The sequence below is a fragment of the Prochlorococcus marinus XMU1412 genome (assembly GCF_017696315.1).
In the GTDB taxonomy this organism is placed as follows: domain Bacteria; phylum Cyanobacteriota; class Cyanobacteriia; order PCC-6307; family Cyanobiaceae; genus Prochlorococcus_A; species Prochlorococcus_A marinus_AF.
The window spans coordinates 112,537-126,825 of sequence record NZ_JAAORJ010000002.1 but is presented as its reverse complement, the minus strand read 5'-3'; the positions used below and the strand labels follow the sequence as shown (position 1 = coordinate 126,825).

Genomic DNA, 14,289 nt, shown 5'->3' with positions numbered 1-14,289 from the left:
ATCTTATAAATTATTGTTAAAACACTGAAAACTTAGTCACTAGTAATTGAGTAATTTGATTATTATTAATCTACTCTCATTACAAGTATTGGATGAAATATATAGTCCTAAGCGCAGAAGTAATAATTTGTTCCATAAATTTCCTTAATCATAATATTTATATTTAATGTCAAAAGAAAACATGCCAGATGTTCTTGTTTTGGGTGCAGGTCCTGCAGGTATGGCAATTGCCTCAGCTTTAGGGAAGGAAAAATTAGATGTTGAAGTGCTTTCTCCAAATGGACCAGATGAACCTTGGCCAAACACATATGGCATTTGGGGGAAAGAAGTTGATCAACTCGGGCTACAGGATTTACTTGAATATAGATGGAAGAATACTGTAAGTTTTTTTGGGCATGGAGCTTTAGAAGAACAGGACGACGAGAATAAAGCCACTGAACATTCACTAGATTATGGACTATTTGATAAGAAGAAACTCCACAATTATTGGTTTAATGAATGCAATGAGTCTCTTATTAAATGGCATCAAGGCTTTGCGAACAAAATACATTTTGAAAAATACAAAAGTACAGTAACTACAAAAGATGGCAAGACTTATTCTGCAAGATTAGTTGTAGATGCAACAGGATATGATCCTGTTTTTCTTAAATTAAAATCGTGTGGTCCCTTAGCAGTTCAAACTTGTTATGGGATAGTAGGTAATTTTAGTAAACCGCCACTTAAAAAAGAGCAGTTTGTATTAATGGACTATAGAAATGACCATCTTAACGATGAGCAAAAAAAAGAACCTCCCACTTTTCTTTATGCCATGGATATGGGGGATGGAAAATATTTTCTTGAAGAGACATCTCTTGGTTTAGTTAATCCTCTAACAATGGAAAATTTGAAAGAGAGACTAGAGAAGAGACTTTCTTATAGAAATATATCAATCACAAGCATGCAGCATGAAGAGCTTGGCTTATTTCTCCCCATGAATATGCCAATACCAGATTTCAAACAACAAATACTTGGATATGGTGGTGCTGCTTCAATGGTACATCCTGCATCTGGATATTTAATTGGTAATGTTTTAAGAAGAGCTCCACTTGTTGCTAAGGCAGTCTCAGAAGCAATTAAAAACAAAAATCTGAGTACCTATCATATTGCTAGAAAAGGTTGGGAAGCTTTATGGTCAAAAGAATTAATTAGGAAGAAATCACTTTACCAATTTGGATTAGAAAAACTCATGAGGTTTGATGAGAAACTATTGAGAGAATTTTTTGGCAGTTTTTTCCAACTACCTAAAAATCAATGGTATGGGTTTCTAACTGATACTCTTTCTTTAAAAGAGATTGTATATGCTATGTGCGTAATGTTTATAAAGGCTCCATGGAGTGTAAAGAAAGGTCTTATGATTATGCATGGAAGAGAATTCAAAATGTTACTTAGGATAATATTTCCAAACATATAGTTAAAAAATGAGAACCATATTAATAAGTGGAGCCAGCAGAGGTATTGGACTAAATATTGCACATAAAGAATTAAAAGAAGGCAATAGAATTAGTATAGGCATAAGAGATTTAGAATCATTAAAAGGAAGCGCTATTGATCCAAAAAAATGGCCAAAAGGGAAAATTATAATCAACCACTATGATGCTTTAAAAAAAATTACAGCTGAAAATTGGATAAAGAATACCGTAGATGAATTTGGAGGATTTGATTCAGTAATAAATTGTTCTGGAGTATTATCGAAAGTTCCTTTCTTATACAAAGATGGTGATGAAGAAGATATTTTAAATACATTAAATATCAATTTTTTAGCAATTTGGCATTTATGTAGGCTTTCTTGGGATCATTTATGTACATCTGGAAGAGGAAGAATTATTGTTTTAGTTTCAATGAGTGGGAAAAGATCCAAAGGTGATTTAGCCGCTTATTCTTCTTCAAAGTTTGCTTTGATGGGATTATGCCAAACTATGAAAAATAAAGGTTGGGATAAAAATATAAGGATTTCTGCAATTTGCCCAAGCTGGGTTAATACAAAAATGGCCCAAAATATCTCTTCTTTAGACAAATCAAGCATGACACAACCTGAAGATATTGCTGAAATATGCTCAACTATTCTTAAATTACCTACTCAATCAGTTCCATTTGAAATCGCCTTAAATTGTAACTATGAAATTTAACCTAAATTAAAAATTAAGTAAGCCATTGAAAGCATTGCAATTGCAATAAATAAACCTTTTATTCGATTAGTTAACAATGAGAAAAGAGATAAATCTTCAGAAAAGTATCCGCCAAAACTACCTGTAATAAATAATATAACCATTGGTAGAGATGCAATTCCGAAAGAATAAGATATAGATCTTACAAATCCAAAATTTAAATAATTAAAAATAAAAGAACCTAATGAAAACAATAAAAAAGATGCAAATAGAGTTATAGAAACTTCAGCATCTAAAGTGTGAGGTAAGCTACCCTTTAATTCAAATTGCTTTTTACATTCTCTAATTTGTCTTTTAGAAAGCTTTAAATAACCAGTTTCAGGAATTCTTTGCGACTTATATTTTCTTAGTAATCTTGCTTCAAGAGTTTCTGGCTCCTTAGTCATAATTGATGTTAATAATTCATCTGGCTTTAATTTTTTAATTTTCTTTTCAAGATTATCCGTTTTCCCAATCCTATAAAGGTCTCCTACTCTAATAAGGTAAACATATCCCGACATTTGCGTTGTAAGATTAATACTATTCCTATTTAGATAATACTAAAAGAATTAGGGAAATTAAAAGTTTTTACAATATGAAAAACGATATTTTATATTCATTTCGAAGATGTCCATATGCAATTCGTGCAAGATGGTCCCTGTTAATTTGCGAAATAAAAGTAGAGATAAGAGAAATTGACTTAAAAAATAAACCTCTAGATTTTTTAAAAAATTCAAAGACGAAAACGGTTCCAATTCTTATAAAAAAAAATAGTGAAGTTATTGAAGAAAGTCTTGAAATCATCCTGTGGGCTCTCTCAGAGTCGAAAAAGGAAAACATCAAATTAATTTATTTTCCTGAGAACAAAAAGGAAGCTATTTTTGAAATAATTAATGAAAACGATAAAGAATTCAAATATCATTTAGATCGATTTAAATATGCCACAAGATATAAAGATAGTGATGAAGAATTTCATTTCACAAATGCTATTAAAATTCTAAAGAGATGGAACGAACTACTTGCAGAAAACAAATATTTTTTCGGAGATAGCCCCACAATCGCTGATTGGTCTGTTTGGCCTTTTGTAAGACAATTTAGAATCGCTTGTGAAAGTCAAAAAAGGATAAATTATTTTGAACCCTCGATAAAAAACTGGTTAGATTCATTTGAGAATAATAAAGAATTTAAAACCTTAATGTATAAATACGAATTATGGGAACCAAATTATACAAAGAATTATTTTCCTTCTAATTTAACTTTCTAACAACTTCCTTTTTTCAATTATTCTTGCTAACTCCAAAAAATATCCTGCAGTCCTAAATTTCCCAATATTTCTTTCCTTAAAATCAAGATCGCTTCTAATTTCTGCAGTCTCCGCCATTAGCAAATCTAAATCATTTGATCCAAGACTATACAATTCTCCTAGTTCGATTTCCCTTCCGAGTAAATGACTCCTAAACCACTTCCCTTTATTTTCTTGAGGTGGAATATCGTAGGGAGTAAATGACATTAAAATAAAATTTAGGCTAATACTATTCTAGGGTTCTTATTGAAACTTTTTCATCTCTACTTTATTAAAAATCAATGCAATTAAGAGAATTGCGAATGTAATTAGGGCACAAATTTCTGTCCAATAATCTAACCCAATTTTAGAAATCATTAATGGTGCAAGAACTGTAAATAGTCCTCCAGAAAGAATTAACTGAGCGAAAAGCTGTTTTGAGGTAAAAATTGGTAAAGTCTTAGAAATATTTTTAGGATCTGCAAGCCTTAAAAGAAGTAACCCAGAAGCTACTACACCTGTAGAATTCCCAAACTCTATCAAGCTTTTTTCAAACCAATAATCATCAAAAATAAAGTATGCGAAATAAGCAATGCAGAATAAATTCCAAAATAAACCGAAAATAGTAAACACTAAAATAAGTATCCAATTATCAAAAACAACTGCGATATCTAAACTCGCCATAGCTGTAAAAATCAACAAATCTGTGGATAAAATACCAATCTCCCTTTGCAGAATATTTGAAATAAATTCTGTATTTTTGGTTTTCTCTAAAATATATCTTATAAGGAGCGAACCTATAAGGATAAAAGGGAATACTGGTAGTGAAAAAATAATTTCCTTCGAAAAATCTCCAAAAGAACTTGAAATATACCTTAAAAATTTAAGTAGCAAAATACCAAAAGAAATTGCCAACCCAGAGAATCCAAGATTTATTATTAAAATTTTTAAATCTGCAAAAATTCCTGTCTTATTTTTTCCCTTTAAAGTATCTTTTTGTTCAAGAATTTCCTCAGTATCTGAAAGACCTAAAGTTCTACCAAGGAAGATGAATATGCTACCCAATATTGAAGAGGATAAAAGACCCATTGTTGCCATAGCCAAACCAAGATCTAAACCATTTGGGAAACCTAGTTTATTAAAACTTTCACCGATTATTGATGCAGCTCCATGACCGCCCTCAAAACCTACCTCTATTAAACAACCCATTAGAGGATTTGCTTCCATAGATGGAGGCAGAAAATATTTGACAACAAGGCCACCGACAAAAAATTGTCCGAAACCTAGTGAAAGAGCTAATAGAAATTGATTAAAAATCGGTTTAACTAAACCATTTATATTCGGTATAGGTCTTCCCATCATTAAAGTTGCGAAGACTAATGATAAAAGAGGAGTAGGAAAATTACTCCAAACATTTATTGTTTCTTTTGGTAAAAAGTGTATCGCACCAAAAGGGCCTATAGATATACCTAAAATTCCTGATATGACTGCTATCGGCAATCCAAATCTCTCGAGTTGAACAGCTAGTTTAAATTTCCTTCCAAAAATCAACAAAAAAAATATAATTAACAATCCAAAAAAACTTATCAATAGAGAATTTGAAAAAATATCTTTATTCTGTATCGAAAAAATATTCAATGATTTCAAAAACATATAACTCTAAATCTAAATTAATAAACAAAATTTTTCAAATAAAAAAGGCTCCGGTAAGAGGAGCCTTTTGATATTGGTAAGAAGAATTTAAAAATTAATCTTTAAGAGTAACTGTTGCACTATCAATATTACTGATAGCGTTTGTAACTCTCTTGAAATCAAAGCCTAGTGCTCTTAAAGCGTGCCATAGATGACCTTGAATAAAGAAGAATCCAAAATAGTAATGAACATTAGCTAACCAAGCCCTTGAAGTGTACTCACCATCAGGAAGATCAACGGTATCTACCCAATAAGGAGAAATACTAAACTTCAATTCAAGTGGTTCACCAAAGAATTCAGTTGGATAAACTGTTGTGTTAGCTGCACTCCAGAAGGCTGCAATAATAGCCATCCAGCCTATTCCAGCTAGTGACCATGAGAGAACAGCTTCTGCAGAGAGAAGTCCTTTACCTTTAAATTTGGTATATTCACCAACTTGCTTAGTAGCAATATGCCAAGCACCACCAGTGATCTCAACGAAAGCAAGAAAAGCATGGCCTCCCATTACTTCTTCAAGGCTATCAATAGTCAAAAAGTCTGTTTGGTGATTCCAAATTTTGGCCAAATTTAATTCATACTCAACTTGTCTTACAGAACCAATAGCTGGATCATAAATTCCATGAACCCTTGCCCATTCAACAAAAGCGATAACTGCGAAACCGAGAATAATTAAATGGTGACCAAGAATAAATGTCAATTTGTCTGGATTATCCCATTCAATATTGAATTTTCTAGCTCTTGCTACATCAGAATCTTCTAGATTTCCAGGAAGAAGTAAAGAGTGTAAAAGTCCTCCGGCTGCTAAAACCATAGAAGAAACTAAGTGAACTATTGCTATCGCAAGAACAGGTTTAGTATCTCCCATCGCAACACCATTAGCATCAAACCCTATTCCAAGAGTTGCTAAGTGGGGAAGAACGATTAGAGGTTGATGACCCATTGGGACGCTTGGGTCAAATCGTGAAAGTTCAAAAAGGGTGAATGCACCCGCCCAGAAAACAATTAATCCTGCATGAGCTACATGAGCAGCAATGAATTTTCCTGAGCGATTTGCTACACCTGAATTACCAGCCCACCATCCATAGGTAGTATCTGGATTTCCATAGGTTTGCATTTAGGAATTGATTAGCTTAAACGTTTTGAGAATACTTTATATTTCACCAAACAGTTGAATTCATAACAAAATTGTAAAGGTTAGTAATCCTAACTATTACTAAACAAAAATTATTCCAAGGGCAAGACAAGAGTAAAGAAGGTAGATTTAATGAAGAAAAATTATTCTCAGAGATATAAGTTCTATCAAATAAACAAGTATTTTTAAATTCAAATAAGTTAAATAAATTTCATTTTGCTGACATTAAACGATGTTTTGTTTCATTACACCGTGGTGATTATTGCCTCATTTTCAAAGAATTATTAAATATGGGATAGGACATCTAATATTATGACTACTTCTCAAGAGTCTTCTAGAAAATTTTCACTAGAAATGAAATCTGAAGTTCATTACAAAAAGGCTGCAAAATCTTACAGAAAATCGAAACAATATATAAATATGATTAACTTATATCCAACTTTGCAAAACACTCTTATTGAGTGTAAGGATGAGAATCTAATCGAATAAATATCTTATATATTTTCCCAAATAAGTCAGGAAAATATATCATTTTTTAGGCTGCAATATTATAGTTTTCTTCAGAATAAAATTTATTAATTATTTCTCTGCACATTTTTATGTTGTATAGCGCTTTGGGTTTCCAAGGTTTTTTCTGACCGAGTGGAGAGCTTTTCCAATGAATCCCTGGCTTGAGTATTCCATTTTCACGTAAAAAAGAAAGTTTAATTTCAGTTATTCCCAGTTTTTCCGAGGTCAACTCAGATGAGCTCCACATATCCCCTAACATTGAATTAAGTAAATATTATTAATCCTTGATAACGTTAATTTTATTTTTTTGAAAGGGGTAAAACTTTTAAATAATTATTAAGTCACGAAAAACCTAGTATTTACAAAGAAAAGAGACTTGAAAGATTTATATCAAATTAAGAAATATTAAATAAAGAATCTTCATTAATGAATATCTCATCGATACCCTTTCCTTTATTGATGGATTTATAGTTAACGTATTCTTCTGTAATCGATTGATGCTTTGAAAGATTGATCCAACCCTTGTGCCAATTTCCACTATTTATCAATTCCTCATAAGTAGTTTTTAAGTTAATTTCAGAATCAAGGACAGAAACCATTAAAAAACTAATATTTCCTTTTTCTTTAATCTCATTTACTAAAACAAAATGTCTTAATCCTTTTATGGTTTTATTAAAAGTCCAGTAATTTTCCATAATTATTTCTTCTTAATGTTCCCCTCAGAATTTTTTCTAGATATTTTCTTATATTCATTTCTAATTTCGTCTAATAAAAGTTTTCTTTTATCCATGTAGTTAAGAGAATCTTGTTTTGTTAAGTTATATCTTTCTTTTTTAGTTAAATTCATCCAATTTTTAAGATTCTTTTTATTGAAAGTTGTTATTTTTTTAGAATTAAAAACTTTTTGTTTTCTATTTAATTTAAGAAAATTCCTTAAATTAAAAAAAATAAATATAAAAAGAAAAATTATCACTATCTTCAAGAACATCACTTTACAAGTAAGTTATTATTTATCCAATTTTCTAATTTAATATCATTCTCAAAAGATATAACCTCCTCTTCATTCCCATTACCTGATTGATCAAAGAGTCGTATAATAAATTCCCCATTAACTGCCTCATCATCACCAATAACAATAATACTTTTAGATTTAAGTTTATTTGCCTTTTTAAATTGCTTAGAGAATGAGGCTCCGCTTAAATCTAACTCAACTAACAAATCGTAATTTCTTAATTTTCTAGATAAATCCATTGCTAATGATTCAGCAATTAAGCCTTGATTAATGATATAGATATCAGTATTTCTTGGAATTTCAAGCTCTTTTCCTGCGAGTAAAATTAATCTTTCTAAACCAATAGCGAAACCAATTGCAGGAGTGTTTGGCCCTCCCATTTGCTTTATTAAATCGTCGTATCTCCCTCCTCCGCAAACTGTAGCTTGGGAGCCAAGAGCCCCACTAGTAATTTCAAAAGCTGTATGAGTGTAGTAATCTAAACCTCTTACAAGATTAAAATTTTCTACATAAGGTATTTTTAAAACCTCTAATTTTCTTTTTAAGTCTAAATATCTGTTATGACTTTTTTCAGATAAAAAATTAAATAATCTTGGTGCATTTTCAAGAACTTTTTTAGTTTGAATATTCTTTGAATCCAAAATCCTCAAAGGATTTTTAGAAATTCTATTCTGAGAATCTAAATCTAGAGAATCTTTATTTGTTTCTAACCATTTTAAAAAAGATTTTTGAAAATTTGATCTGTCATTAGTATCACCTAACGTATTTATTTCAAGATTGAGTTCTTTTATTCCTAATTTACCTAAGATATCCCAAGCTAAAGCAATAATTTCAACATCACTTCTAACTGAATCATGTCCTATAAACTCAACACCTAATTGATGAAACTGTCTTTGCCTGCCTGCTTGAGGTCTTTCGTATCGAAACATAGGACCCATGTACCAAAGTTTTTGAAGAGGATTAGACGATATTCCATTTTGTATTAACGCTCGTGCGACTGAGGCTGTTCCTTCAGGTCTTAGAGTGCAAGATCTCTCCCCCCTATCAAGAAATGTATACATTTCCTTACTGACAACATCTGTTCCTTCACCAATTCCTCTTATAAATAATTCGGTCATTTCCAATATTGGTGTTCTTATTTCTTTGATGGATGCTCTAGAAAGCTGTTCTAATAAAATTTTTTCAACGTTTTGCCACTTTATTAATTGATCAGGAAATAGATCTACTGTTCCCCTTAGGTTTTTTAAGTTATTCAAAGTTCTAAAAAATAATTCAAAATTTTTAATTCATCTAGAAATTAATCTTTGATTGGTTATTTTGTGAGACAATTTTAATTTAACATTTAGAAAAACTATTGGGAATTAATAAAAGTAAAGAGAATCAACATTGCGGTACAAAACCAAAAAAAATTGCTTTTGGTATAGCACCTCTTGGTATAGTTTCAATAGGAATAGTGCCAATGGGAGTAATAAGTATAGGGGTAGTTCCAATGGGTGTATTTTCTTTTGGTGCAGTCGCAATGGGAATAGTCAATTTATCAGTCGTCGGAATGGGAATTATCTCTGCCGGTGTTACTACTATGGGGATATGGGAGTATTCACCTAATTCTCATAAAAATCATCAAAATCATTCCAAACAAATTTCAAATTCAAATAAGGAAAATATGATGTCAGATCTATTTAACACTAAACAAGAGGCTGAAAATGCTGCTTCAAAATACGGATGTATTGGAGCACATAAAATGGGTGATAAATGGATGCCTTGTAAGATGCACTAAATATTTTCTTAGTCAAAAATTAAATAAATATTAATTCAAAATCTCAACTCTAAAATCAAGATTTTTTGCCTCATCAGTAGTTAATTTTCTTGACCAAGCTCCTTGCACAGGACTATTCCATCTGAACCCAGCATTTTTAGCTAAAGACCTATCTTCGTAACTAATCAGGGCCTTGTATAAAAACCTTGGTTCAGTAGCTTTAAGTAAAAGTTCCTCTAAATTATCGCATTTTTTGAAGACTTCAGATATGTAAAAGCAATCAGATAAAGCTCTATGTAAATTCCAAACTGGTATTGAAAAAGATAAAGCTAGATCGGTTACTGAGGGTCTATTTTTTAGTGATTTTTGAAAAGACCAATTAATATCTTCTAAACTACATATCCATTTTTTATTAAGTTTAGGTAATCTTCCTTTCCCAAACCATTTCTTATCAAACTCTACATTATGCGCGACAATGAAATCCGAACTATCAACAAGTTTTAAAAAGAAATTCAATCCATCTTCCCATGGTTGAGAGATATTAGTTACTTCTGCAGATATGCCATTAACATATTCTGCTTCATTATTACTAACTGGGAATAAAAATGAGACCTGTGAAAGTACACATTTAAAAGATACATCAAACAAAATACAACCTATCTCTATCACCTCATCTTTATTTTCATCTAAACCTGTTGTTTCAGTATCAAGAATTAAAATTTTTTCAATTTTTTTATTCTGATTAGCAACACTTTCTTCAGATGGATAACTGATAACTTGATCCTGAAGAATATCCAATTGATTTAATTCTTTTTTGTTAGATAGTTCCAATTAGCTAAAAACGCTTTTATTTATCTTGACGCATTTAATAAAAATTTCTCTTAAATTAATATTAATTAAGAAACATGATTAGAAAATAATTTTTGAAACATTCTTAGTTTATAGAATATGACTTTTACAAAATTTCAATTTAATAATTTTTGTTATTGGCCTTCAAATCCTAAAAAAATTGTAGAATTTATTGGTGGAAGTTATCTGGCTTCTAAACCAGATTTAACTTATAAAAGATTCATAGAGAGTTTAATTAATAAAAACTATGCAGTACATGCATATAAATACACTCCACAATTTGATCACCAACAACTTGCTATTAAAGCATGGAGGGATTTCAAGAATTGTCGAATATCTTTATCAAAGAGAATAGGGACATCAATTCCTTCAATAAGAATTGGTCATAGCCTAGGCTGCAAACTTCATCTAATTTCTCCTGATGGTGGAAGAAATTGCGAAAAATTCATATCAATAAGTTTTAACAACTTCAGTGCTAATAAATCTATTCCATTATTGAAACAAATTTCTCGAAAATTAGAATTCAACAGTGAATTCAGCCCAAGCCCTGAAAGAACTTTGCGATTAATTGAAAAAACATATAATCAAAAAAATAACTTCCTAATAAAATTCAACTCAGATGAATTAGATCAAACAGATAAATTATTTTCTTGTCTGAAAGCAAGAAAAGAAGATAATTCAAAGGGAGTAATGTTAAAAGGTACACATACTATAATTGCAAGCGCAGGACTAAGAGAAAATTTTTTGGGAGACTGGGCAGATGATGAATTCAAAAGAAATACTATAAAAAAAATTTCCAATTTAATTGATGAATCTGATTAGGATAATTCTTTCAGCTTTTCCAAAACAGAACTATCTTCAAGAGTGCTTATATCACCACTAATTTTTTCTCCAGCAGCTAAAGATCTTAAAATTCGCCTCATAATTTTTCCACTACGTGTTTTGGGAAGAGAGTCAGAAATTATAATTTTTTCAGGCTTTGCGATAATTCCAATTTCATTAACAACATGTTTCTTTAGATCCTCTACTAATTCTGAAGAACCGTTCACGTCTTTCTCTAGGGATACAAAAGCAACTATAACTTCACCTTTTAAATCATCTTTTTTGCCAACGACTGCAGACTCTGCAACAGATTTATGACTTACCAATGCAGATTCTATTTCCATTGTTCCTAACCTATGTCCTGAAACACTTATGACATCATCAACTCTTCCCATAATCCATATATATCCATCTTCATCAATGCGTGCTCCATCTCCAGCAAAATAAACATTTTTTTCTCCTTTAAAGGAAATATATTCCCAATAACTCTCCAAATATCTCTCTGAGTTTCCGTGAATTGTTCTCATCATGCCTGGCCATGGTTTCTTAATAATTAAATAGCCACCCTCATTTTCTTTAACCTTATCTCCATTCTTATCAACAATTTCAACTTCGATTCCTGGCAGAGGGAAAGTAGCCGAACCTGGCTTCGTAGCAACCACTCCAGGCAAGGGACTTATCATCACACCGCCAGTCTCAGTTTGCCACCAAGTATCAACAATAGGGCATTTATTTTTACCAATAACATCTTTGTACCACATCCATGCTTCAGGATTAATTGGTTCTCCAACTGTACCCAAAAGTCTAAGACTCTCAAGATTATATTTATCAGGGATTTCACGTCCAGACTTCATAAATGCTCTTATTGCAGTTGGTGCAGTATAAAAAATTGAAACCTTATATTTTTGAACAATTTCCCAAAAAGCTCCTAAATTTGAGGGTCTTGGCACTCCCTCATACATTAAGGTTGTAGCACCATTAGATAAAGGCCCATAAACTATGTAACTATGACCTGTAATCCAACCAACATCAGCAGTACACCAATAAATATCGTCATCTTTCAAATCAAAAATCCATTTAAATGTCAAATGGGACCAAAGATTATAACCACCTGTAGTGTGAACTACACCTTTGGGCTTTCCAGTAGAGCCTGAAGTATAGAGAATAAAAAGTCTATCTTCACTATTCATTATTTCTGGTTCACACTGATCTTTTTGATCTTTTAATAATTCGTGCCACCATAAATCTCTATCATCAACCATCGAAATGTTTTTTTTGGTTCGTTGAACAACCACAACTTTTTCAACAACTTTATCTGCCCCATTTTCAATTGCCGCATCAACTGCTTGCTTAAGTTCAATCACTTTATCTTTTCTAAATCCACCATCAGCAGTAATAACATATCTTGCATTTCCATCAATTAACCTATCTTTTAAAGCTTCTGAAGAAAATCCTCCAAAGACAACTGAATGAGGCGCGCCAATTCTTGCACAAGCTAACATCGCAAACATCGCTTCAGGAATCATCGGCATATAAATACAGACCAAATCTCCTTTTTTTACACCAATTGCTTTTAGTGCATTAGCTGCTTTACATACCTCTTTAAGAAGTTCTTCGTAAGTATATTTTTTGCTATCTCCTGGTTCGCCTTCCCATATAAGTGCAGTCTTTCCTCCAAGCCCTCTCTTAATGTGTCTATCTAAGCAGTTATATGTAATATTGAGTTTCCCCTCTTTAAACCATTTAAAAAAGGGCGCATTTTCGTTATCTAATACAGTTTGAAATGGCTCAAACCAATTTAATTCAGATTTTGCAAAAGATTCCCAAAATTGAATAGGATTATCTGATGCTTGTTTTTTCAGACTCAGTAATTCTTCTTGAGTACTAATATTTGAGTTTTCTGCAAATTTTTTTGATGGAGGGAAAATTCTCTTTTCTTCAAGTATGTTATTGATTGAATTTTTTTTATCTAATGACATTAAGTAAATCTATATTTTATAAATTTACTCGAAAAAATTAGGGTTTTCAAAAATTTTAATATTAATTTAGCTCAAAGATTTATTTCTAATAGATCTAATAAATACGGCTTAGAACGAATTCTGGGAGAGCCATTAAAGCTCTTTTATATTCTGAATCAGGAAGCCAGACTATAGCTTCTTTAGAAAGCATTGCGAAATCCTCAGCTAATTTCCTGGAACTTTCAATAGCTTTAGAGTTCATAATTATATTAAGAGCATCATCCAAATCATCTTTTTCAGCAAGTTCTCTGTTTATAAGAACTGACAATTGTTTATTTTCTTCTAAGGCATATAAAACTGGGGCGGTAAGATAACCACTAGCAAGATCACTTACAGCGGGTTTTCCAAGTTGTTTATCATTTCCAGTAAAGTCAAGAATGTCATCTACAACTTGGAATGCCAAACCAATATTTTTGCCAAAATCGTACAACGAAGTTAAGTTTACGTCGTTAATTCCACTCAAAACCCCAGCTGCTTTACAACTATTGGCTATTAATGAGGCTGTTTTACAATAACTTTTATTAATGTATTTGGAAAAAGATTGAGCCGAATCAAATCTATTTAAATTTTGTTTAATTTCTCCCTCTGCTAAATCCATTATTACTCTACTAAGTAATTTAACTACATTTACATTGTCAAGATTTGCTAGGTGCCAACTTGCTTGAGCGAATAAAAAGTCACCCGCCAAAACAGCTACTCTGGTATTAAATCTACTATGAACAGTATCTACTCCTCTTCTTGTGGACGCCTCATCAACAACATCATCATGAACTAATGAGGCTGTATGAATCATCTCAGTTATTTCAGCAAGCCTTTTATGTTTGGTAGTTAAGCAAAATTTAGGGGATATAGCTTTTGAAATCAATAAAACTATACCAGGTCTCAACCTTTTTCCCCCAGCACTAAAAAGGTGTTCTGCTGCGGCTTGAAGAATTGGATGACCAGCTCCTATAAGATTTTTCAGTTCTAAAATAAGATCATCAAGATCATTTTCAACTGGTTGTAGTAGCTCTGTTACTGTATTCATGATTGA

17 protein-coding genes are annotated in these 14,289 nt (G+C 31.6%); 6 read left to right on the top strand and 11 right to left on the bottom strand.

All coding sequences use genetic code 11. From position 1 onward, the window contains the following. Positions 1 to 166: 166 nt before the first annotated feature. Together crtL and HA152_RS03410 are read left to right on the top strand one after the other, a co-directional pair. On the top strand, positions 167 to 1,450 hold the full coding sequence (crtL, locus tag HA152_RS03415) for a lycopene beta cyclase (protein WP_209133596.1): 1,284 nt from the start codon (positions 167 to 169) through the stop codon (positions 1,448 to 1,450). A gap of 7 nt (positions 1,451 to 1,457) precedes the next feature. Continuing rightward, entirely contained in the window at positions 1,458 to 2,165 is a 708-nt protein-coding gene (locus tag HA152_RS03410) for an SDR family NAD(P)-dependent oxidoreductase (RefSeq protein WP_209133594.1), read from the top strand. Here the strand turns inward: HA152_RS03410 and HA152_RS03405 are convergent. Next, positions 2,162 to 2,704, bottom strand: coding sequence for a GIY-YIG nuclease family protein (locus tag HA152_RS03405; protein ID WP_209133591.1), 543 nt, complete (start codon positions 2,702 to 2,704; stop codon positions 2,162 to 2,164). The genes HA152_RS03410 and HA152_RS03405 overlap by 4 nt on opposite strands. 74 nt (positions 2,705 to 2,778) lie before the next feature. Here HA152_RS03405 and HA152_RS03400 point away from each other — a divergent pair, with 74 nt between their 5' ends. Next, on the top strand, positions 2,779 to 3,447 hold the full coding sequence (locus HA152_RS03400; RefSeq protein WP_209133589.1) for a glutathione S-transferase: 669 nt from the start codon (positions 2,779 to 2,781) through the stop codon (positions 3,445 to 3,447). Here HA152_RS03400 and HA152_RS03395 read toward each other — a convergent pair. The 3 genes from HA152_RS03395 to HA152_RS03385 form a co-directional block, all read right to left on the bottom strand. After that, complete coding sequence (locus HA152_RS03395; RefSeq protein WP_209133586.1) at positions 3,436 to 3,693, bottom strand: hypothetical protein; 258 nt, start codon at positions 3,691 to 3,693, stop codon at positions 3,436 to 3,438. The two genes, HA152_RS03400 and HA152_RS03395, sit on opposite strands and share 12 nt — an antisense overlap. Positions 3,694 to 3,729: 36 nt before the next feature. Continuing rightward, on the bottom strand, positions 3,730 to 5,118 hold the full coding sequence (locus tag HA152_RS03390) for a sodium:solute symporter (protein WP_209133584.1): 1,389 nt from the start codon (positions 5,116 to 5,118) through the stop codon (positions 3,730 to 3,732). 94 nt (positions 5,119 to 5,212) lie between these two features. Next, positions 5,213 to 6,271: a chlorophyll a/b binding light-harvesting protein gene (locus HA152_RS03385; protein ID WP_011818131.1), complete on the bottom strand. Its 1,059-nt coding sequence runs from the start codon at positions 6,269 to 6,271 to the stop codon at positions 5,213 to 5,215. Between the two features lie 330 nt (positions 6,272 to 6,601). On the opposite strand from HA152_RS03385, the gene HA152_RS03380 reads away from it, so the two are divergent. Beyond that, a complete protein-coding gene (locus HA152_RS03380) occupies positions 6,602 to 6,778 on the top strand; it encodes a hypothetical protein (protein ID WP_167315821.1) in 177 nt (58 codons plus the stop codon). A 46-nt stretch (positions 6,779 to 6,824) separates the two neighbouring features. On the opposite strand, the gene HA152_RS03375 is transcribed toward HA152_RS03380, so the two are convergent. The 4 genes from HA152_RS03375 to hisS all read right to left on the bottom strand — a co-directional run bounded on the left by HA152_RS03375 (position 6,825) and on the right by hisS (position 9,067). Next, positions 6,825 to 7,058 carry a hypothetical protein gene (locus HA152_RS03375; RefSeq protein WP_032515768.1) on the bottom strand — a complete coding sequence of 78 codons (234 nt, stop codon included), beginning with the start codon at positions 7,056 to 7,058 and terminating at the stop codon, positions 6,825 to 6,827. A gap of 136 nt (positions 7,059 to 7,194) precedes the next feature. Beyond that, positions 7,195 to 7,494, bottom strand: a complete 300-nt coding sequence (locus tag HA152_RS03370) for a TIGR02450 family Trp-rich protein (RefSeq protein ID WP_209133581.1) — start codon at positions 7,492 to 7,494, stop codon at positions 7,195 to 7,197. A 2-nt stretch (positions 7,495 to 7,496) separates the two neighbouring features. Next, the gene (locus tag HA152_RS09965; RefSeq protein WP_225866262.1) at positions 7,497 to 7,646 is read right to left on the bottom strand and encodes a hypothetical protein; all 150 of its coding nucleotides are present in this window, start codon (positions 7,644 to 7,646) and stop codon (positions 7,497 to 7,499) included. Between the two features lie 140 nt (positions 7,647 to 7,786). Beyond that, positions 7,787 to 9,067, bottom strand: coding sequence for a histidine--tRNA ligase (gene hisS, locus HA152_RS03360; protein ID WP_209133575.1), 1,281 nt, complete (start codon positions 9,065 to 9,067; stop codon positions 7,787 to 7,789). Positions 9,068 to 9,165: 98 nt separating this feature from the next. Here hisS and HA152_RS03355 point away from each other — a divergent pair, with 98 nt between their 5' ends. Further along, on the top strand, positions 9,166 to 9,588 hold the full coding sequence (locus HA152_RS03355) for a hypothetical protein (protein ID WP_209133573.1): 423 nt from the start codon (positions 9,166 to 9,168) through the stop codon (positions 9,586 to 9,588). A 30-nt stretch (positions 9,589 to 9,618) separates the two neighbouring features. Here HA152_RS03355 and HA152_RS03350 read toward each other — a convergent pair whose 3' ends face one another. Further along, positions 9,619 to 10,398 (bottom strand): 3'-5' exonuclease, encoded by a 780-nt coding sequence (locus HA152_RS03350; protein ID WP_209133570.1) that lies wholly within the window; start codon positions 10,396 to 10,398, stop codon positions 9,619 to 9,621. A 117-nt stretch (positions 10,399 to 10,515) separates the two neighbouring features. Here HA152_RS03350 and HA152_RS03345 point away from each other — a divergent pair, with 117 nt between their 5' ends. Beyond that, positions 10,516 to 11,238 carry a DUF1350 family protein gene (locus HA152_RS03345; protein WP_209133567.1) on the top strand — a complete coding sequence of 241 codons (723 nt, stop codon included), beginning with the start codon at positions 10,516 to 10,518 and terminating at the stop codon, positions 11,236 to 11,238. On the opposite strand, the gene acs is transcribed toward HA152_RS03345, so the two are convergent. Both acs and sds read right to left on the bottom strand, forming a co-directional pair. Then, positions 11,235 to 13,217, bottom strand: coding sequence for an acetate--CoA ligase (gene acs, locus HA152_RS03340; protein WP_209133563.1), 1,983 nt, complete (start codon positions 13,215 to 13,217; stop codon positions 11,235 to 11,237). The genes HA152_RS03345 and acs overlap by 4 nt on opposite strands. Before the next feature lie 94 nt (positions 13,218 to 13,311). Continuing rightward, positions 13,312 to 14,283, bottom strand: coding sequence for a solanesyl diphosphate synthase (gene sds, locus HA152_RS03335; protein WP_209133561.1), 972 nt, complete (start codon positions 14,281 to 14,283; stop codon positions 13,312 to 13,314). Between the last annotated feature and the right edge of the window lie 6 nt (positions 14,284 to 14,289).

Coding starts and splice junctions, on each gene's coding strand:
- crtL (WP_209133596.1), top strand. CDS start 167: ATGTCAAAAGAAAACATGCCAGATGTTCTTGTTTTGGGTGCAGGTCCT.
- HA152_RS03410 (WP_209133594.1), top strand. CDS start 1,458: ATGAGAACCATATTAATAAGTGGAGCCAGCAGAGGTATTGGACTAAAT.
- HA152_RS03405 (WP_209133591.1), bottom strand. CDS start 2,704: ATGTCGGGATATGTTTACCTTATTAGAGTAGGAGACCTTTATAGGATT.
- HA152_RS03400 (WP_209133589.1), top strand. CDS start 2,779: ATGAAAAACGATATTTTATATTCATTTCGAAGATGTCCATATGCAATT.
- HA152_RS03395 (WP_209133586.1), bottom strand. CDS start 3,693: ATGTCATTTACTCCCTACGATATTCCACCTCAAGAAAATAAAGGGAAG.
- HA152_RS03390 (WP_209133584.1), bottom strand. CDS start 5,118: ATGTTTTTGAAATCATTGAATATTTTTTCGATACAGAATAAAGATATT.
- HA152_RS03385 (WP_011818131.1), bottom strand. CDS start 6,271: ATGCAAACCTATGGAAATCCAGATACTACCTATGGATGGTGGGCTGGT.
- HA152_RS03380 (WP_167315821.1), top strand. CDS start 6,602: ATGACTACTTCTCAAGAGTCTTCTAGAAAATTTTCACTAGAAATGAAA.
- HA152_RS03375 (WP_032515768.1), bottom strand. CDS start 7,058: ATGTTAGGGGATATGTGGAGCTCATCTGAGTTGACCTCGGAAAAACTG.
- HA152_RS03370 (WP_209133581.1), bottom strand. CDS start 7,494: ATGGAAAATTACTGGACTTTTAATAAAACCATAAAAGGATTAAGACAT.
- HA152_RS09965 (WP_225866262.1), bottom strand. CDS start 7,646: ATGAATTTAACTAAAAAAGAAAGATATAACTTAACAAAACAAGATTCT.
- HA152_RS03345 (WP_209133567.1), top strand. CDS start 10,516: ATGACTTTTACAAAATTTCAATTTAATAATTTTTGTTATTGGCCTTCA.
- acs (WP_209133563.1), bottom strand. CDS start 13,217: ATGTCATTAGATAAAAAAAATTCAATCAATAACATACTTGAAGAAAAG.
- sds (WP_209133561.1), bottom strand. CDS start 14,283: ATGAATACAGTAACAGAGCTACTACAACCAGTTGAAAATGATCTTGAT.